We start from the raw sequence: 19,813 nt of genomic DNA on the forward strand, positions 1-19,813 counted from the left end.
CTCTGCCGGAGAGACCACATGATCGGAATTCTTGGAATCGTCGTTATTTTCGTAATGGTATTTGGCGGCTACCTCGCCGCCGGCGGCAAGATGGCCATCATCCTCAAATCTCTGCCATTCGAGATGATGATGATCGGCGGGGCCGCCATCGGCGCCTTTCTGATCAGCAATGACATGTCGGCGGTCAAACACACGATCAAGGATCTGGGCAAGGTTTTCAAAGGCCCGAAGTGGAAGCCCGAAGACTACCGCGATCTGCTGTGCCTTCTGTTCTCGCTAATCCGGCTTGCCCGTTCAAATCCGGTCGAGCTCGAGCAGCACATCGAAGACCATGAAAACTCAGCCATTTTTGCAGCCTTCCCCAAGATACAGGCGGACAAAGAGGCGGTGGACCTGATTTGCGACACCATGCGGTCGGCGGCGATGAACTATGACGATCCCCATCAGGTTGAAGAGGTTCTGGAAAAGCGGATGGATGCCAATTTCCACCACGCCATGCATTCCAGCCACGCCTTGCAAACCGTGGCGGACGGGCTGCCGGCACTGGGGATCGTCGCGGCGGTTCTCGGCGTGATCAAGACCATGGGCTCGATCGACCAACCGCCTGAGGTCTTGGGCAAGTTGATCGGAGGTGCCCTTGTCGGGACTTTCTTGGGCGTCTTTCTGGCCTACGGGCTGGTCGGCCCCTTCGCCGGAAAGCTGAAAGCGGTCGTGGAGGAAGACAATCACTTCTATCAACTGATCCGGGAAGTTCTGGTTGCCAACCTGCACAATCACAACCCTGCAATGTGTATCGAGGTTGGTCGCCAGAACACGCCGACCCACAATCGCCCCGGCTTCACCGAATTGGAAGAAGCCTTGAAAGAGATCAAGCAGGCGGCAGCATGATCCGGATTTTGCTCCTGACCCTTGGCCTGAACGCATTGGCAACTGGTGTGCTGGCGAAGGACGTTCCGGTGCGGTCCGGCGAACATGACGGTTTCACGCGGCTTGTTCTCAGCGTTCCTGCGGGCACCAACTGGAGCCTCGCCCACCGAAAAAACGGCGCGCGCCTGGCCGTCGAATTGGACGACGTGGTGTTCAAGACCGGATCGGTCTTTGCACGATTGTCCGCAGGCCGGCTTGAGGCGATATCGCAGGCCGATCCCGGCGCACCGCTTGAGCTGGACTTCGGCTGTGATTGCGCGGCGACCGCTTTTTTGTACAAGGATAGGATGATCGTTGTGGACATAGCGGCGCAAAAAGCCTTGCCTCCGCCAAGTCTGGACATTCCATCGATTGTGATCCCAGAACAGACTTCCAAACGTCGCCCACAGGCCGAAGCGCCATCAATTGAAATCGTTGCCCCCCTTCTGCAACTGGATCGCGATGGCCTGCAGCAGCGCCTTTCGACCCGTCTGTTGCAAGGCTCGGATCGCGAGCTTGTGGACCTGAACGTCACACCTCCGGGTCCGCGTGCCTCGGCGCCGGAAGCGCTTCCGGACATCGCGCGGGATCTGCCTGCCCATATCCAGGTAAACTCGATCCTTGACGAGTTGGGCAGACTGGGAGAGCCACCACTGCAACCTCTGGAGTCGCTGCCAGCCTGTATTTCGGATGCGGAATTGGGGTTCGACGCCTGGTCTGACGGTCGGCCCTTTGCGCATCAGGTTGCTGAGCTGCGCGCAGGGCTGTTCCGGGAGTTCGACAGGGTCGACAGATCCATCGCGCTCAAGCTCGCAAAGCTGTTGGCACACTGGGGTTTTGGTTCAGAGGCCATTCAGGTTCTGCAGTTGATGGAAGATGCATCGCCGGAACAGGAATGGGTTCGAGCGGTCGCGCAAATTATTGATGATCAGCCCGTATCAGAGCCTAACAAACTGCGGGGGTTGCAACGCTGCGACGGCGCGGTTGCCATGTGGGCCGCGATGGCGGATGGCCAGTTGCAGGATGATGCGCAGCAGGAACGGATGGAACAGGCGTACCTGAGGCTTCCTGAGCATCTACGCCGGATCCTTGGCCCCCGGCTGGCCGAGATATTCGTCAACTCCGGCCAGCTTGAGGCCGCCCGGCGGGTACTGCGTTCGGTGGATCGCGTCCAAACTCTGCAACACCCCGAGGCGACACTCGCGCAGGCAACTGTTGCTGCCGCTGAGGGAGATGCGGACACCAGCGACGTTTTGTTGAACGACGTCATCGACAACCCAAGCTCGGATTTGGAAGCCCCGCTTGCCCTGGCCCGGCTCGTTGAAAAGAAGTGGGCAGAGGGTGGGGCCGTTTCGCGACGGCAAATCGATCTGATCTCGGGCTACGCGATCGAACTGCGCAATTCTGAATTGGGCCCGGTCATGGCCCGCGGTCACGCCCTGGCGCTTGCCCTGGGCGGCGAGTTTTCTGCGGCCTTCAGTATCCTTGATGCCCATCGCGGAGACGAGACCTGGGCCGGCACGCGCAATCGTATCTTGCATCTGGCAGCAGAGCGCGCGGATGACCTGACCTTTCTGCTGTATTCAAGTACTCTGAAACCATATGAACTAGAGTCTATTTCGACCGAGACTTCGCTGTTGCTCGCCAAGCGTTTTGCGGACCTCGGCTTTGCCAAGCAAGCCCGAGACTTGACGGGTGCAGGTTCGGATGGGACACGCAGGCGCGAACGCGCCATCCTTCGGGCGCGGGCCGCGCTGCTGGAAAACCGACCGGATCTGGCCCTGCGCGAATTGGCCGAGGATCCCTCCGATGACGCTGAAAGGCTGCGGGCCCAAGCCCTGACCGATATGGGAAATTACGCGGCCGCTGTTGAGGCTTGGCGAGACATAGGGGATGAGGATACCGCCGCGCGCCTGTCATGGTGGGCGGGGTTCAACTTGGAAGAAGTTGGGGCGAAGGACACCGCGCTAGGGCAGGTCATAGATCTGAGCTCGGCCCTGCGTGCGCCAGTGCAGCGAGAACCGGACAAGCCGATTTCGGACGCTGAACAGCTGCTTGAGGCCAGCGCCGACGCGCGGCAGAAGATAGCCGAATTGCTGAACGTGACAACTGAATTGGAATAGTCAGGACCCGCGCGACGAACGGCCGGCTTGCGCGCCTCGAATTGAGAGCGTGCGCTTGTCTGAAAGAGCAAGCACCGGCAGACTGCCCAGCAAATTCAACCTTACCCAGGTCAGGGGCAACGGATGTCCGGAGCGCTCATTCGATGTTTTGTCGCCATTCCCGTATCTTCCGAAATCGCCCAGCTATGCGCCGACGTCGCGCGCGCGGCACATTGCGGTCGAAGTTTGCCCGCTGAAAACCTTCATCTGACGCTGGCTTTCCTGGGTGACCAGACCCGAAACGTCTTGATCGAATTGAATGATCACCTCGAAGCGCTGAAGCGCCCGGCCTTTTCCATCAGACTGTCCGGGCTGGGTAGTTTCGGAAACTCGCTGCACATGGTGGTAGAGCCCGATCCCGAACTCCTGCGCCTGCATGAAAGCGTCCTGCAGTGCATTAGGCGGGCCGGGCTGAAGCTGCAACGCCGCCGCTTTCGACCGCATATCACCATAGTTCGGGGTATTGAATCGTCTCTAAACAAGCCCTTTTTGCATATCCCAGTTACCCAAGACACCATGGTGGTGACCCAGTTCAACCTGAACTCTTCGACACTTCGGCCGGACGGCGCACGATATGAAACGCTGTCGACCTATCCTCTGCAGTTGCAAGGCTGGTCCGGTCAGGCTGACGACTTGGCCGACCGGTAGAGAGGCTGCACCATGTCACTAAACCGGGTGCCTGGATCGGTAAGGTTCAAAACCGCGCTGCTCAGATTCTTGGCAGCAGACCCTCCGATTTCCCGAGAAGAAAATTCGACAAACTTGTCGATGACGTCCTGTCGCGACATCGGAGACTCAGGCCCGCCCCGGGCATGGATGTCGCCCGAGCGGAAAACGCGACCGTCTTGCGTCGTTACCTGAACGTCGGCCCAGCGCCCGGCGGGAAAGCGGGAATTATGGAGGTCCGACTCGGATACGGTGATGCGGTTCAGGAAATCGGCGACGATCGGATCGGATAGTCCATCGCCGCTGATGTGCTCTACCCCGATCCGCCCGTGTACTGCAAAAGTCGAGACGGCAAATGGCAGCGAGTATTGCGCCTGCGACGTTGTCTCGGGCATCCCCGAATACAGTTGAACCGCTTCGTGAAAACTGTGGATCTCGACGCGGGCGATCTGGTCATGGGTCAGACCGTGCGAGTTCATCACCATGCGCAGCCCGTCGATGGCGGCATGCGCCCAGCGGCAGATCGGATAGGGTTTCACATATTGATGTTCCATCTGCCAAAACGTGCCGAGGTCCTGCCAATAGGGTGCGGCGCGATCCTCCTCGATGGTGATGGCGGGGGCGCCGGTAAAGCGGCGCTCGGCCAGAATTGCCGCCGACATGCCCACCAGCGCGCCCCAGCCCGAGCCGTCATGCAGCATCGTGGGGTTGGCGATTTCGCGCATCATCTGGCTGCGGGGGCCGTGGTATTCAGCAATGCCAAGACCTTGGCGCAGCTGATCCGGTGAATGGCCCCGCAAGCGGGCCGCCATGGCAACCACGCCCAGCGCGTTCCAGGCCCCCGAGGTGTGATAGTCATTGACGGTGGCGTGCAGCGCGATACCGGCGCGGCCCGCAATTTCGTAGCCTGTGATGACGGTGGCCAATGCATCGGGTCCGGACAGATCAGGGCAGTGTTCGGCCAATGCGCACAGCGCGGGCACGACCACCACGCCGATATGCCCCTTGGTCGGGTTGTAGCCGTCGTGCCCGTCGAGGTTATCGGTCTGCGTGGCGGCCGCATAGGCCGCGCCTGCCAGACTGACCCGACGCCCATCACACAGCATCCGCGCCGAGAAGCGCGGATCGGTCGAGGCGTAGAGCAGCGCCGCGGTGTCCCGCGCGATCACGCCGGCCTCCATCGGGGTCGAGGCGATCACGATGCCCAAAGTATCCAGCAGCATCAGGGTCGCCGCTTCGCGCGAGCTGTCGGGCATCTGGTCCGCCGGGCGGTTCAGAACAAACTCGGCAACGCGGGCGAAGGTTTCGGTCACCTGGCGCCCTCCATCGCCGGTTTCTGGTCTCGCAGGCGCAGGCCCTGGGGGTCGAACGGAGGCGCATGCAGGATCCGCGCCCTGTGCGGCTTGCCCAGAATGAAGACGTGCACCTCGTCGCCCGGCTGGGCCACGGCTGGGTTGGCGTATCCGATGGCCAGCGACTTGCCGACCGTATAGCAATAAGCGCCCGAGGTGACGCGCCCGACGGGCGTACCATCTGGGGTGAAGATCGGCTCGCCCCCGCTGGCATCGGCATCGTGGGTGACATCGACCTCGAAAATCGACAGCACCTCGCGCGCGGGATTGTCCTTGATCGCCAGCCAGGCCGCCTTGTGCAGGAAATCCTTGTCTGGCTTGACCAACCCATCCAGACCGACCTCGTGCGGCCAGTACTCCTGCGAATACTCGCGCCCCCATGAGCCATAGCCTTTTTCGATCCGCAACGCGCCCAGAGCACGGCCGCCGACCGGCCCACCACCACAGGCGCGGGCAGCGTCCAGAAGCGCTGTATAGAGTCTGATTTGGTCCTCTTCGGCGCAGTGCAGCTCCCACCCCAGATCGCCGGTGAAGCTGACGCGGATGGCAAGGCAGGTGACCCCGGCAACCTCGATCGTGGCCGAGCGCATGAAGCGGAACGCCTCATTCGACAGATCGGCGTTGGTCAGCCGTTGCAAGGCCTCGCGCGATTTCGGGCCAGCGATGTTGAAGCCCGCGATGCGGTTGGTGGCAACTTCGAAGGTGGTGCCCTCGGGCAGGTCCACCATGTTGAAGAACCGTTGGTGATAGCGTTCGGCCATACCCGAGCCGATCATCATGTAGTCGTCTTGGGCCGTCTTGGTGATGGTGAAATCACCCGCCACGCCGCCACGCACGGAAATCAGCGGGGTCAGGCATGAACGTCCCACTTCGGTCGGCACCCGGTTGGCCACCAGCCGATCCAGCCAGTCACGCGCGCCCGGCCCTTTGATGACGTAGTTGGCAAAGTTCGAGATGTCGATCACGCCCACGCGCTCGCGCAGCATCCCGGCCTCCTGCCCCACTGGTTCGAACCAGTTCTGACGGGTAAAGCCAGTGGTCTCGACCGTTCCGGGTTGATCGGCGAACCAAAGCGGGTGTTCCCAGCCGCAGTTCAGGCCGAAGACCGCGCCCATCTGCTTCTGCAACTCGTAGGCAGGGCGCACGCGGGCCGGACGGCCGGCGCTGCGTTCCTCGTTCGGGAAATGGATGGCGAAGCGGTGGGAATACTGGTCGGCGACCCGCGCCTTGGTGAAGTTCTTGTCGGCCCATTCGCCGAACCGCGCCAGATCCCAGGCGAACATGTCGTATTGCGGCTCGCCCTCGATCATCCATTGCGCGGCCAGCAGGCCCAGCCCACCCGATTGCGAAAAGCCGGGGATGATACCGGTGCAGCAGAAATAGTTGCGCAGTTCGGGCACCGGCCCCCAGATGGCGTTGGAATCCGGAGACCAGATCATCGGGCCGTTGATCACCCGTTTCACACCTGCGGTCGCGGCCACCGGCACACGCTCGGTCGCGCGGATCACGTTCTCCATGATCCGGTCCAGATCGTCGGGAAACAGGTCATGGGCGAAATCCAGGGGCGTGCCGTCTTCGGCCCAGAAACGCATGTCTTTCTCGTAGGCGCCGATCAGCAACCCGTTGCCTTCCTGCCGGAAGTAATACTCGCCGTCGCGGTCGGCGATCGACGGCAGACGGCGGCCAAGGGCGGCGACCTCGTCAATCGCCTCGGTTACGAAATACTGATGCTCGGTCGGTTGCAGCGGCAGTTCCAGTCCCGCCAGCGCGGCCACCTCGCGTCCCCACAACCCGGCGGCGTTGACCACCCATTGCGTGTGGATGTCGCCCTTTTCCGTGCGCACGATCCACGAGGCGTCAGGCTGCTGTTCAGTCCCTATTACGGGGCAAAACCGCTGAATCTCGGCCCCCAGCGCGCGCGCGCCGGCCGCATAGGCGTGGGTCACGCCCGAAGGGTCCACGTTGCCGCCGTCGGGTTCATACATGATGCAGCGGATGTCATCGAACTGCGCCAGCGGGTGCAGCTCCATCGCCTGTTCGCGGCTGATCTCATGGAAGTTCAAGCCGTAGAACCGCGCCTTGGCCTCTTGCAGGCGCAACTGGTGCTCGCGCGCTTCGGTCTGGGCCAGATACAGCGATCCCGGCTGGAACACGCCGCAGCCCTGCCCGGTTTCCTGCTCCAGCTGCTTGTACAGGTTCATCGTGTAGTGCTGGATGCGCGTAACGTTGTTGTTGTCGTGCAGCCCGTGGATGTTGGCCGCAGCGTGCCACGTTGAACCGCTGGTCAGTTCGTCCCGTTCCAGCAGGATCACGTCGGTCCAGCCCAGCTTGGCAAGGTGGTAGAGGATCGAACAACCGACAAGGCCCCCTCCGATCACGACGGCCTGTGCATGGGTTCTCATTGGGCTTTTCTCCTGACTGGCGGGGACGCGTCACCCCTCTGCCTCAGAAGTCAGCCACAGGACCTGCACACCGTATGCTCTGTTCCCGACCCCAAATGTCGGGAACAGGGCAAGTTGGACCGGAATCCCGATTTGGGAACGTCTAGTAGGGTGCCTCGACGTCGTTCATCGAGACATAGACGGTTTTCATTTCCGAATAGTGGTTGATCGCCAGCTTCGAATTCTCGCGCCCGACGCCTGACATTTTCGACCCGCCGAACGGGGCCTCGACAGGGGCCAGGTTGTAGGTGTTGATGTAGCAGGTGCCTGCCTCGAACCCGGCCACCACGCGATGGGCGCGGGTCAGGTCGTTGGTGAACACGCCGGCGGCCAGGCCGAACTCGGTGGCGTTGGCACGGGCCATCACCTCGTCTTCGGTTTCGAAATCCAGCACCGACATGACGGGGCCGAAGATCTCCTCGCGGGCGATGGTCATGTCGTCGGTCACGTCGGCAAAGACAGTGGGCTGAATGTAGAAGCCCGGAAGATCCAGCCGCGCGCCACCATGGACCAGCCGTGCGCCCTCGGTCTTGCCCTTTTCGATATAGCCCAGAACGATGTTCATCTGGTTTTCGCTGACCATCGGGCCGAAATTCACGGCCTCATCCATCGGGTCGCCGATCTTCACGTTGGCAAGGCGTTCGGTCAGACGGGCCAGGAAGGCCTCTTTGATGCCCTTCTGCACAAAGACCCGCGTGCCGTTGGAACAGACCTGACCGGATGAGTAGAAATTGCCCAGGATCGCGCCCGAGACGGCGTTTTCGATGTCGGCGTCGTCGAACACGATCAGGGGCGACTTGCCACCCAATTCCATCGTGACGTGTTTCATGCCCTCGGCCGCGGCGGCATAGACCTTGCGGCCCGTGGGCACCGAGCCGGTCAGCGACACCTTGGCCACGCGCGGGTCGGTGACCAGCGCGGCGCCCACGTCGCCATAGCCCTGAACCACGTTGTAGATGCCCTTGGGCGCGCCGGCCTCGATCAGGATCTCGGCCACTTTCAACGCCGACAGGGGCGTGGTTTCCGAGGGTTTGAACACCATCGCATTGCCACAGGCCAGCGCCGGGGCGCCCTTCCAGCAGGCGATCTGGGTGGGGTAGTTCCACGCGCCGATGCCGACGCAGACGCCCAGCGCCTCGCGGATGGTATAAACGAAATCGCCGCCACCCAGCGGGATGTGCTCACCGGTCAGGGACCCGGCCAGCCCGCCGAAATATTCCAACGCATCCGCGCCCGAGGTCGCATCGGCCACCAACGTTTCCTGCAACGGCTTGCCGGTGTCATGGGTTTCGAGGATCGACAGCTCGCGGTTGCGCTCGCGCATGATGTCGGCGGCGCGGCGCAGGACGCGGCCGCGTTCGGTTCCGGTCATCGCTGCCCAGGCCTTTTGTGCCCGTTTTGCGCTGGTTAGAGCCTGTTCGATGATCTGCGGCGTGGCCGAGTGCAGGCGGGCGATGACCTCGCCCGTGGCCGGATAGATCACGTCGATCGGGGTGCCTGCGGTGTCTTCGACATATTCGCCATCAATAAAGTGGCTGGCCTTGGGCTGAATTTTCATCGCGGATCCTTTTTACTCGGGCCCCGGGGAACCGGTGCCGGTCGGTTTCATCCGCAGGTAATGATTATTGATTGATCAGTCAATAAAGCACTGCTTTGGGCGAATTCTTGCCAACAAAAAAAGGGGGCCTCTTGAAAAAAATGGTTAATGTTCCATTTCTGTTCTACATGATCGGAGGATCACCCGATGGAACAGTCATTGCGCAAAACCACCCCGATGGGGCCGACCAACGACTACCACATTCTGCCCGTCACGGACCGTCAGATGCGCTATGCGCGCGCGATCGCCCAGCAGTCCGCGTTGGAGATTCCGGTCGAGGCGCAGCGCGACCGGCGATCCATGTCCGATTGGATCTCGGCGCACAAGCCGCACGATCCCTCCCCTTTTGCCGACTACCCGACGGGCAAACAGGTGGCCTTTGCCGAGCGGATCTCGCGCACCAAACGCCGCCCGATCCCCAGCGAGTGCTTCCGCGACAAACGCGCGATGTCGCGATGGATTGATCAGAACAAGTGAAGAAATGGGGCCGGCGGGCTCAGGCGTCTTTGTCATGGCGATGGCGATGCGACCGACCATACAGCCCTACGGCCGCTGCCACGAACAGGCCCAGTAGAATATAGCCGGTAATCGCCTCAGCCACGGCAAGGGCGCGGCACACGCCAACTGGCCGCAAGTCACCAAAACCAACCGTCGTGAAGGTAACATACGAGAAATACAGGACATCCGCCGGACCGCGGGCGCCTTCAACGCACAGATCGTAGTACCCGTATGACCCGTAGACTGCAGCGAACAGGAACGGCACGACCTGGATGAAGGAAATCCCCATTAGCAGCAACTGCCGCTTGGGCGAGCGCACAAGCGCAATGTAGTACCAGGTTTGCGAGAACAGCCAAATCGCCAGCCCGATGGTGGCTGCGGCTCCGATCGTGTCGCCGGCGGCGGATTCGGTCAGGTGTGAAAGGATGTACCAAGCCAGCGCACTGAGCATGACAAGGCCCATCGCTGCGATCAGCGTGGGCTTCCAATCCTGCAATGTGGTTGGATCATGCGCCATCGTCCCCCCTCCCAAGCACGGGTACCGGCCATTTTTTAACGCCGGGCGCATCATCGCAAGCTTTTTTGCGGGATTCGAAGCTATTGGCCGCCGATATGCTCTTCGCCCCGCGCCCTTGCCAGCGAGATCTGTTTCTGCCGTTCGCGGAACCGGGCCTTGTCGGCCTCGGACGTTTCGTGGATGCATTGGTGGCAGGACACGCCATGCTCGTATTCGGGGCGCTTCATGTCCTGGGGCAGGATCGGGCGGCGGCAGCCATGACACAGCTGGTGCGGTCCCTCGACCAACCCGTGCCCTACGGAGACACGGTTGTCGAACACGAAGCATTCACCCTTCCAGGCGCTGTCCTCGGGCGGGACCTCCTCGAGATAGCGCAGGATGCCGCCCTTCAGGTGATAGACATCCTCGACCCCCTGCCCCAGCAGATAGTTGGTTGATTTCTCGCAGCGGATGCCGCCTGTGCAGAACATGGCGACGCGCTTGTTGTGGAACCGGTCCTTGTTCTGCTCCCACCAGGTAGGAAAATCGCGGAAACTGGCCGTTTTAGGGTCGATTGCCCCGTCGAACGTGCCGATCGACACCTCATAGTCGTTGCGCGTGTCGATCACCACCACATCATCCGAGCGGATCAGATCGTTCCAATCCTGCGGCTCGACATAGTGGCCGGTGCGGGCGCGCGGATCGACATCCGGTTGGCCCATGGTCACGATTTCTTTCTTCAGGCGTACCTTCATCTTGCCAAAGGGCGGCTGGCTGGCGGTGGCCTCTTTCCATTCCAGATCGGCACAGCCCGGCAGCGCCCGGATATGCGCCAGCACCGCGTCGATCCCGGCGCGTGGGCCGGCGATGGTGCCGTTGATGCCCTCATGCGCCAGCAGAAGCGTGCCCTTGACCGACTGCGCGCGGCACAGCTCCAACAGCGGCGCGCGCAGGGCGTTCGGGTCGGCAAAACGGGTGAAGTGATACAGTGCGGCGATCGTGTACATGGCCGCGATCTAATGCGCGGCCCCCCGCAACGCAAGACACCGCATTGACGACCCCTGCCCGCCCCCCTACCGATAGGACACGCAAAGGAGGCCGCCATGACCCATGCCCTGATCGTGATCGATGTCCAGAACGACTTCTGCCCCGGCGGTGCGCTGGCGGTTCCCAACGGGGATGAGATCGTCGCCCCGATCAATGCCATGATGCCCGATTTCGATGCGGTGATCCTGACGCAGGACTGGCACCCGGCGGGTCATTCCTCGTTCGCGTCATCCCATCCGGGCAAAGCACCTTATGATCTGGTCGAGATGCCCTATGGCCCGCAGGTCCTGTGGCCCGACCATTGCGTTCAGGGCACGCCCGGCGCCGAATTCCGCCCCGACCTGCGCACCGATGCCGACCTGATCCTGCGTAAGGGCTTCCGCAGCGCGATCGACAGCTATTCGGCCTTCTTCGAAAACGACCACACCACGGCCACCGGGCTGGAAGGCTATCTGCGCACGCGCGAGATCGACCGGTTGACGCTGGTGGGCCTGGCGACCGATTTCTGCGTGCATTATTCGGCAGTGGATGCGGCCCGGTTGGGCTTTGACGTGACCGTCAGAACCGACGTTTGCCGCGCAATCGATCTGGATGGATCGCTCGCAGCGGCGGAACAGGCCATGCGCGACGCGGGTGTTACGCTGGCCTAGCGGTTCAGGGCGTCGCTCCGGCCGCAGCCAGGTATTTCAGCAGTACGAACACGATCACCGCAAGGCCAAGGGCGAAGCCAATGCGCCCGGGCACGGTTCTTCGGTCAGGTTTTGCGGGCGCAGGTGTGGCCGGCTGCGGACGGCGCACCGGATCGCGGCGTTTGATGCCGATCCCAGGCTGCGCGCTGCGAACATGGCGCAGAAAGTCGCGCAGATCGAATTCACCGCAATACTGGCCGCGCAATCCCGTGGCCCGAATATTTGCAAACAGCTGGCGCAGGATCTTTTCGCGGGCCGCGGCGTCTTCGGGCGGATAGAAACCACGCGATTCACCACTGCCGTGGCTGTCCAGAATGAACCCGGCATCCACGAACACCTGACGCAGCTTCGGTGACGCCCCCCTCAGAGCATCGGCCGTCTTCACGTCGCGAAAACGCGCACAGACCGTTGCGGTTTTCGGCTCGGTCTTAGCCGACGAACCGCAATCGCCCCCATCTTTTGCAATCGTTACAATATCAAAGTCGTAAGCCAGAACCATTCAACCAACTACTACCTTCTCGTACCATCCCACCGTTTAACTAGACCGCGAAAAGAACAGACATTATGCCCGCATTATGGCCTGTCCTTGGCATTGTTACCAAATCCGCGACTCTTGCCATTCACCGCCCCGATTGATCTAACAACGGAAATGGCAGGAGTTCCCCATGGTCGACATCGCGACCCGTGTCTACAATCACAAATGGAAGATCGACCCGATTGTCCGGTCTTTGATCGACACAGACTTCTACAAACTGCTGATGTGCCAGTCAGTGTTTCGAAACCGACCTCAAACAACGGTCGAGTTTTCCTTGATCAACCGGTCGAATCACGTTCCACTGGCCAAGCTGGTCGACGAGGGCGAGTTGCGCGAACAGCTGGATCACATCCGCTCGCTCAGCCTCAGCCGGGGTGAAAGCACCTGGCTGCGAGGCAATACATTCTACGGCAAACGCCAGATGTTCCGCCCCGATTTCATGGAATGGTTCGAGGGGTTGCGCCTGCCGCCCTATCACCTGGAGCGCCGCGGCGACCAGTACGAGCTGACATTCGAGGGCAAATGGCACGAGGTCATGCTGTGGGAGATCCCGGCCCTGGCGGTGCTGATGGAGCTGCGCTCACGCGCGGTTCTGAATGACATGCGTCGGTTCGAGTTGCAGGTTCTCTATGCCCGCGCCATGACCCGCGTCTGGGAAAAGATCGAAAAGCTGCGCGCGATCGAGGGCCTCGGCATCGCCGATTTCGGCACCCGGCGGCGGCATTCCTTCCTGTGGCAGGACTGGTGCGTGCAGGCGATGATCGAAGGGCTGGGCCCGGCGTTTACCGGCACGTCGAACTGCCTGATCGCCATGCGGCGCGAGGTCGAGGCGATCGGCACCAATGCACATGAACTGCCGATGGTCTATTCGGCGCTGGCCGAAACCGACGAAGAACTGGCCCGCGCGCCCTATGACGTGCTGAGCGACTGGCATGACGAACATGACGGCAACCTGCGGATCATCCTGCCCGACACCTATGGCACCAAGGGGTTTCTGGACCGCGCGCCCGACTGGCTGGCCGGATGGACCGGCATCCGCATCGACAGCGGCGATCCGGCCAAGGGCGCCGAGATCGCCATCGACTGGTGGAAATCGCGCGGCGAGGATCCCAGCCAGAAGCGGATCATTTTCTCGGACGGGCTCGACGTGGACAAGATCCGCGAATTGCATGGCCAATTCGCGGGCCGGGTGAAGGTCTCGTTCGGGTGGGGCACGTTGCTGACCAACGATTTCCGCGGGCTGGTGCCGGGGGATGCGCTGGCGCCGTTCTCGCTGGTGTGCAAGGCGGTCTCGGCCAATGGGCGTCCGACGGTGAAACTTTCGGACAACCCCGAAAAGGCGATGGGGCCGAAAGACGAGATCGAGCGCTACAAGCGTGTCTTTGGCGTGGGGGACCAAGAAGCGATCGAAGTGATCGTCTAGCCCGGCTCAGCCATGATGGGCGGCCACGGTTTTCAACTGGGAAAACCCATACAGCGCCTCAAACCCCTTTTCGCGGCCATGGCCCGATTTTCCGACCCCGCCGAACGGCAGTTCGACCCCGCCGCCCGCGCCGTAATTGTTGATGAACACCTGCCCAGCGCGCAGCCGTTTGGCCAGCCGCATCTGCCGCGCGCCGTCCCGCGTCCAGACACCGGCCACCAGCCCGTAATCGGTGTCGTTGGCGATTTGAATGGCCTGCTCCTCGGTGTCGAAGGGGATCAGAACCTGGACCGGGCCAAAGATTTCCTGCTGCGCCAGCGGATGATCGGGCGGCACGTCACCAAACAGCGTCGGGCGCACATAGGCCCCGCCCGGCGGCGCGTGATCCACGATCCGGCCCTGTGCTGCGATCTCAAGATCGGCCCCCTGCGCCAGAAAGCCGGTCACGATCCGCTTCTGCCGGTCCGAGATCAGCGGTCCGACTCGCAGATCCTCGGTCGCGGGGCCGACGGTCAGGTCGGCATAGGCAGCGGCCATGCGCGCCTTGACCTCGGCATAGACCCCGCGCTGCACAAGAACGCGCGACCCGGCCGAGCAGGTCTGACCCGCGTTCTGGATGCCCGCATTCACCAGAAACGGCAACGCGGCCTCCAGATCGGCATCATCGAACACCAGTTGCGGAGATTTCCCGCCCAGTTCCAGCGTCACCGGCACCACGTTGGCCCCGGCCGCCTGCTGCACCAGCGCACCCGTCGCCACGGACCCGGTGAACGAGATATGATGCACACTCGGATGCGCCGACAGGGCCGCGCCCGCCTCGGACCCGATGCCGGACACCACGTTCAGCGCCCCCGGCGGCAGGCCGGCCTCGGTGGCCAGATGGGCAAAGGCCAGTGCTGTCAGACAGGCCTCTTCGGCCGGTTTCAGAACGCAGGCATTGCCCATGGCCAGCGCCGCCCCGACCGAGCGGCCGATGATCTGCATCGGGTAGTTCCACGGCACGATATGGCCGGTCACGCCATGCGGCTCGCGCAGGGTATAGACGGTGTAGCCGTCCAGATAGGGGATGGTCTGACCCATCACCTTGTCCGCCGCACCGCCGTAGAATTCGCAATACCGCGCCAGCGCCAGTGCGTCGGCGCGCGCCTGGGTCAGCGGTTTGCCAACGTCCAACGCTTCGAGCAGCGCAAGCTCTTCGGTCCTGTCCCGCACCAACTGCCCCAGCCGGGTCAGGATGCGGCCCCGCTCCAGCGCGGTCGTCCTGCCCCAATCACCGTCCAGCGCCGCCTGCGCGGCCTGCACGGCGGCATCGATCTGCGGCGCCCCACCGCGCGCAATCCGGCACAGCGGCGTGCCGTCGGACGGGTTGGTCAGATCAAGCGTGTCGTCGGTTGCGACCCAATCGCCGCCGATCAGGCACAGGGTGGGGTCAAACCAGATGGGATTTAGCATATCTGCCTCCAAAATAGGCTCTAACAATGGGATTTCATGCTGCGCCCTGCCCGATCTCGGGCAATTTCGGCACGGCTTGGATCAGGGATTGCGTATAGGGGTGCTGCGGGTCCGCGAACACGCGCTCGGTCTCGCCCTGCTCGACGATCCGGCCTGCTTGCATCACCATCACCCGGTCGGTGATGGTGCGCACCACGCTCAGGTCATGGCTGATGAACAGGTAGGTCAGGTCATAGGCCGCACACAGCTCGGCCAGCAGGTCGAGGATCTGCGCCCGCACGGACACGTCGAGTGCCGAGACGGCTTCGTCGAACAGGATCAGCTCGGGCCGGATGATCAGGGCGCGGGCGATGGCGATGCGCTGGCGCTGCCCGCCCGAGAATTCGTGGATGTATTTCCCCGCATCGTCCGGCGAGAGGCCTACGGCGGTCAGCATCTCGGCGATCCGATGCTGCCGTTCGGACCCGGTGGGCGGCGTTCCCAGCAGGTGAAAAGGCTCGGTGATCAGGCGGGCGACACGGTGGCGGGGGTTGAAGCTGCCGAACGGGTCCTGGAACACCACCTGCATTTTACGACGCACCGCCAGATTGGGTTTGTGCCCGGTGAACACCGGCTGGCCGTCCAGCAGGATCTGCCCGCCCTGCACCTCCTCGAGCCCTAAAATGGCCCGCGTTAGAGTCGATTTTCCGCAACCGGACTCGCCCACAAGCCCAAGGCGTTCGCCCCGATTCAGCGTGAAACTCACATTGTCCACGACGCGATGATGGCCGGGCTTTTCGAACAGCCGCGCACGCGGCAGGCGATAGTCGCGCACCACGTTGCGGACCTCGAGCAACGGCGCGGGCGCGGGCGGCGCAGGCAATGCGACCCGGCGGCCCGAGGCCTGAAACAGCATCCGCGTATAGGGATGCTGCATGTGGCGCAGCAGGTGGTCGGTGGCCCCGGTTTCGACCACCCGCCCCTTCTGCATCACCACGATCCGGTCGGCCATGTCGGCCACCACCGCCAGATCGTGGGTGATCATCAGCAGGCCCATGCCGTATTCGGTGACCAGCCCCCGCAGCAGGTCGAGGATCTGCGCCTGCGTGGTCACGTCCAGCGCGGTTGTCGGCTCGTCAGCGATCAGCAGCCTGGGGCGCAGGGCGATGGCCATGGCGATCACCACCCGCTGCCGCTGCCCGCCCGACAGTTCGTGCGGATAGCGCGACAGGGGAAAGCGATCAGGCGGAAGGCCGACGCGGGTCAGAACCTCTTGGGCGCGCGCGCGGGCGGCGTCGGCGGGCATGGCCTTGTGGATCAGGATGGTCTCCATCACCTGATCACCGATGGTCTTCACCGGGTTGAGCGCCGTCATCGGCTCCTGAAACACCATCCCGACGGCCGCGCCGCGCAGGCGGCACATCTCGTCCTCGGGGCTGTTCAGAACCTCGTGCCCGTCAAGGCGGACCGAGCCGCTGGCCACGGCCCCTGCGGGCAGCAACTGCATCACCGCCAGCGCCGTCATCGACTTGCCCGAGCCACTCTCACCGGTGACGGCCACGATCTGACCGGGGTCGATGGACAGGCTGACCTGGTCCAGAACGGGGACCCCGTGGATCGACAGCGACAGGTTATGGATTTCCAGCAGGCTCACGCGCGGGCCACCCGGATTCGAGGGTCCAACCAATCGCGCAACCCGTCGCCCAGCAGGTTCAGCCCCAGCACCGTCACGATGATCGCCAGCCCCGGAATCAGAGCCAAATGAGGGGCAAAACTGACCATCGTCTGCGCATCCGCCAGCATCCGGCCCCAGCTTGGCGTGGGCGGTTGCGCGCCCAGACCGACATAACTGAGGCCCGCCTCGGCCAGAATGCCGAGGCTGAACTGGATGGTGCCCTGCACGATCAGCAGGTTGGCGACGTTGGGCAGGATGTGCTCGGCCGAAATCCGCGCCGCGCCCTTGCCCGCGACACGGGCCGCCAGGATGAACTCGCGCTCCCACAGGGACAGCGCCGCGCCGCGGGTGATGCGGGCGAAGACGGGGATGTTGAAGATGCCGATGGCGATGATCGCGTTCACCGCACCGGGGCCGAAGACGGCGGTGATCAGGATAGCAATCACCAGCGAAGGGAAGGCAAAGACCAGATCGTTGCCGCGCATGATCAGCTCATCCAGCCAAGACCCCTTGCGCGCCGCGGCCGTCAGGCCCAATGGCACGCCGAACCCCATGCCAATGCCCACCGCCACCAGCGCCACCGCGATCGAGGTACGCGCACCCACCATGATCATCGAGAACATGTCGCGCCCGAAATGATCGGTACCGAACCAGTGCTGTGCGTTGGGCGGCTGCAGCTTGTCTGGGATGTTCAGCGCGGCGTGATCATAGGGTGTCCAGACGAAGGACAGCAGGGCCATCAGCACCACCACCGAGGTCAGCCCCGCCCCAAGGATCAGCGCGCGGCTCATGTGCGGCTCCGCAACCGGGGATCGACCGCGGCATAGGCCAGATCGACCAGGAAGTTCACCGTGATGACCGCAAAGACCAGCAGCATCACCACCGACTCCACAACGATCAGGTCCCGCGCCGAGATCGCCTGAAACACCAGCCGCCCCAGCCCGGGCAGGTAGAAGACCTGCTCGATGATGATCGACCCGGCCAGCAGAAACGAGAACTGCAGCCCGATGATCGTCAGCACTGGGATAAGCGCATTGCGCACCCCGTGCCGCCACAGCGCCTGGCGGCGCGACAGCCCCTTGGCGCGGGCGGTGCGCATGAAATCCTCACCCAGAATGTCCAGCAGCGCCGAGCGCATGACCCGCGACAGAATCGCCGCCTGCGGCAGGGCCAGCGCGATGGCCGGCAGCGTCAGCGAGTGCAGCCCGGCCCACAGGCCGTTGTCCCACCCCGCGAACCCGCCCGCGTTGAACCAGCGTAGATTGATCGCGAAGATCAGCACCAGCATCATCGCGAACCAGAAGTTCGGCACCGCGATGCCCAACTGCGTGGCCCCCATCACCGCCAGATCGCCCGGTTTCCCCCGGCGCGCGGCCGCATAGATGCCGACCGGAAAGGCGATCAGCGTCGACAGTGTCAGCGCATAGAGCGCCAGCGGCAACGACACCCACAGCCGGTCGGCCACCATCTGCGCCACAGGCGTGCGATAGGTATACGAGGTGCCGAAATCTCCGGCCAGCATGCCGCTGACCCAGTTCAGGTAGCGCTGCGGCCGTGACACGTCCAAGCCCAGCTCGGCGCGCAGGGCGGCCAGCGTTTCGGGCTGGGCGTTCACCCCCAGCATGAACGAGGCCGGATCCCCCGGCGCCACCTCGATCACCGCGAAGATGACCACCGAAGCGATAGCCAGGCTGAGTGCCAGCGAAATCAGACGTTTGAGCGCATATCGGAGCATTGCCGCCACGTTAGGCCGGGATTGGCCGCCGGTCCAGCGGCACAGCGCGTCAGGACTGCATCAGAAACGCCCAGACCGCATAGCCCACGATCGCGGCATAGCCCAGCGGATAGATCCACTTGATCGCGTAGTTGTCCAGCTTGCGCGCCGTGTCCTCGCGCCCCGAGACCTTGAGCCGCCGCAGCATAACGTTGAACACCACCAGCGCCCCGGTCATCAGGAACATGCATTGCAGGATGAAATCCAGAAAGGTCAGATAGCCCAACTTGGGCAGATCGGCCGAGATCGCCCAGTTGAAGGCGACAAAGACCAGCAGGTTGGCCCCGGCGATGTCGATCCGCTTGCGGTATTCGTCCAGAAAGAACAGCGCCCAGCCGACCAGAACCAGCACCAGCATGGGCAGGAACACCCGGATGACATAGTAGGTCAGGTGGCGCTTGCCCTCGAAGACCAGCGACACCTGATCGCTTTCATTGCCCGACAGGCCCGTCGTGGTCGAGGCCAGCATACGGGCGTTGCCCAGAATCCACTCCTCTTCGCCCAGCGTGTCGCCCAGCCCCGAGAACTGGTCCAGCGCGTAGTAGTGCACGAAGTCGGACGGAAAGACCGAGACGACCTCGAAGTGGAACTCCTGCGTGTCGAAGGGGAACCTGAGGAAGTTGAAATGCGGCGCCTGCAGCGTCAGCGAGGATTTCTCGACAAACGTCACATGCCCATCATGGCGCAGAGCGGCCGCGGATTCGTGCACCCAGCGGTTGGATTGCTGGTTGTGGATGACGAAGGCCGGAACCACCGCATCCCGGGCGGCCGCATGGCGCACGAAGGCCGGCGGATCGAATACGCGGAAATCGCGGCCCAGTTCATCCGGATCGAACGCCAGGGCCGGATCGCTCCATTCAAACCGCAGCACGACCACAGCGCCATAGTTCTCGGCCTTCTGATCGACCGAGGTGATCTGATCGATCCTGATGCCGACGCCGACCTCGACCGGGTTTTCCGGGGTGCCCAACAGCGCGCTGTGGCCATCCTGAAACAACCCTTGCGCGCCCGAGGGCCCAGACAGGGCCAGGGCGGCCATGAAGAAAAACACCGAAACCAGGCAACGTGTCATCTGAAAAAGACCCTAAATTGGGGGAAACGGGCCCGCAGGGCGGACCCGC

At 63.0% G+C, this 19,813-nt stretch carries 17 protein-coding genes; 6 read left to right on the forward strand and 11 right to left on the reverse strand.

All coding sequences use genetic code 11. From position 1 onward, the window contains the following. The first annotated feature begins 18 nt into the window (after positions 1–18). From motA to thpR, 3 genes are all read left to right on the forward strand, one after another. The gene (motA, locus tag ACR0NB_RS12070) at positions 19–888 is read left to right on the forward strand and encodes a flagellar motor stator protein MotA (protein WP_480696178.1); all 870 of its coding nucleotides are present in this window, start codon (positions 19–21) and stop codon (positions 886–888) included. Further along, the gene (locus tag ACR0NB_RS12075) at positions 885–3,029 is read left to right on the forward strand and encodes a hypothetical protein (protein WP_480775802.1); all 2,145 of its coding nucleotides are present in this window, start codon (positions 885–887) and stop codon (positions 3,027–3,029) included. The genes motA and ACR0NB_RS12075 overlap by 4 nt, the downstream gene beginning before the upstream one ends. 123 nt (positions 3,030–3,152) lie before the next feature. Next, a complete protein-coding gene (gene thpR, locus ACR0NB_RS12080; protein WP_480775803.1) occupies positions 3,153–3,716 on the forward strand; it encodes an RNA 2',3'-cyclic phosphodiesterase in 564 nt (187 codons plus the stop codon). On the opposite strand, the gene ACR0NB_RS12085 is transcribed toward thpR, so the two are convergent. From ACR0NB_RS12085 to betB, 3 genes are all read right to left on the reverse strand, one after another. Further along, positions 3,689–5,047, reverse strand: coding sequence for an MmgE/PrpD family protein (locus ACR0NB_RS12085; protein ID WP_480775804.1), 1,359 nt, complete (start codon positions 5,045–5,047; stop codon positions 3,689–3,691). The genes thpR and ACR0NB_RS12085 overlap by 28 nt on opposite strands. Next, on the reverse strand, positions 5,044–7,488 hold the full coding sequence (locus tag ACR0NB_RS12090; RefSeq protein WP_480775805.1) for a GcvT family protein: 2,445 nt from the start codon (positions 7,486–7,488) through the stop codon (positions 5,044–5,046). Before ACR0NB_RS12090 ends, ACR0NB_RS12085 begins: the two co-directional genes overlap by 4 nt. Positions 7,489–7,630: 142 nt before the next feature. Further along, on the reverse strand, positions 7,631–9,085 hold the full coding sequence (betB, locus tag ACR0NB_RS12095) for a betaine-aldehyde dehydrogenase (RefSeq protein WP_480775806.1): 1,455 nt from the start codon (positions 9,083–9,085) through the stop codon (positions 7,631–7,633). A 186-nt stretch (positions 9,086–9,271) separates the two neighbouring features. Here betB and ACR0NB_RS12100 point away from each other — a divergent pair, with 186 nt between their 5' ends. Further along, positions 9,272–9,601, forward strand: coding sequence for a hypothetical protein (locus tag ACR0NB_RS12100; RefSeq protein ID WP_170364639.1), 330 nt, complete (start codon positions 9,272–9,274; stop codon positions 9,599–9,601). Between the two features lie 19 nt (positions 9,602–9,620). Here ACR0NB_RS12100 and ACR0NB_RS12105 read toward each other — a convergent pair whose 3' ends face one another. Both ACR0NB_RS12105 and trhO read right to left on the reverse strand, forming a co-directional pair. Further along, positions 9,621–10,139, reverse strand: coding sequence for a potassium channel family protein (locus ACR0NB_RS12105; RefSeq protein WP_170364636.1), 519 nt, complete (start codon positions 10,137–10,139; stop codon positions 9,621–9,623). Positions 10,140–10,219: 80 nt separating this feature from the next. Further along, positions 10,220–11,125, reverse strand: a complete 906-nt coding sequence (gene trhO / locus ACR0NB_RS12110; protein WP_480775807.1) for an oxygen-dependent tRNA uridine(34) hydroxylase TrhO — start codon at positions 11,123–11,125, stop codon at positions 10,220–10,222. Positions 11,126–11,221: 96 nt separating this feature from the next. Between trhO and pncA the strand changes: the two genes are divergently transcribed. Next, complete coding sequence (pncA, locus tag ACR0NB_RS12115) at positions 11,222–11,815, forward strand: bifunctional nicotinamidase/pyrazinamidase (protein WP_480775808.1); 594 nt, start codon at positions 11,222–11,224, stop codon at positions 11,813–11,815. Positions 11,816–11,819: 4 nt separating this feature from the next. Here pncA and ACR0NB_RS12120 read toward each other — a convergent pair whose 3' ends face one another. After that, entirely contained in the window at positions 11,820–12,353 is a 534-nt protein-coding gene (locus tag ACR0NB_RS12120) for a hypothetical protein (RefSeq protein ID WP_480775809.1), read from the reverse strand. A 166-nt stretch (positions 12,354–12,519) separates the two neighbouring features. Between ACR0NB_RS12120 and pncB the strand changes: the two genes are divergently transcribed. Beyond that, the gene (gene pncB / locus ACR0NB_RS12125; protein WP_480775810.1) at positions 12,520–13,812 is read left to right on the forward strand and encodes a nicotinate phosphoribosyltransferase; all 1,293 of its coding nucleotides are present in this window, start codon (positions 12,520–12,522) and stop codon (positions 13,810–13,812) included. 6 nt (positions 13,813–13,818) lie between these two features. Here pncB and ACR0NB_RS12130 read toward each other — a convergent pair whose 3' ends face one another. The 5 genes from ACR0NB_RS12130 to ACR0NB_RS12150 are packed head-to-tail and all read right to left on the reverse strand — an operon-like array spanning position 13,819 to position 19,764. Continuing rightward, positions 13,819–15,264, reverse strand: coding sequence for an aldehyde dehydrogenase family protein (locus tag ACR0NB_RS12130; protein WP_480775811.1), 1,446 nt, complete (start codon positions 15,262–15,264; stop codon positions 13,819–13,821). Between the two features lie 34 nt (positions 15,265–15,298). Next, complete coding sequence (locus ACR0NB_RS12135) at positions 15,299–16,897, reverse strand: ABC transporter ATP-binding protein (RefSeq protein ID WP_480775812.1); 1,599 nt, start codon at positions 16,895–16,897, stop codon at positions 15,299–15,301. Further along, positions 16,894–17,709, reverse strand: coding sequence for an ABC transporter permease (locus tag ACR0NB_RS12140; RefSeq protein WP_480775813.1), 816 nt, complete (start codon positions 17,707–17,709; stop codon positions 16,894–16,896). Before ACR0NB_RS12140 ends, ACR0NB_RS12135 begins: the two co-directional genes overlap by 4 nt. After that, complete coding sequence (locus ACR0NB_RS12145; protein WP_093964078.1) at positions 17,706–18,653, reverse strand: ABC transporter permease; 948 nt, start codon at positions 18,651–18,653, stop codon at positions 17,706–17,708. The genes ACR0NB_RS12140 and ACR0NB_RS12145 overlap by 4 nt, the downstream gene beginning before the upstream one ends. A gap of 49 nt (positions 18,654–18,702) precedes the next feature. Next, the gene (locus ACR0NB_RS12150; protein ID WP_480775814.1) at positions 18,703–19,764 is read right to left on the reverse strand and encodes a ligand-gated ion channel; all 1,062 of its coding nucleotides are present in this window, start codon (positions 19,762–19,764) and stop codon (positions 18,703–18,705) included. Between the last annotated feature and the right edge of the window lie 49 nt (positions 19,765–19,813).

Source organism: Ruegeria sp. CG3 (assembly GCF_056537205.1).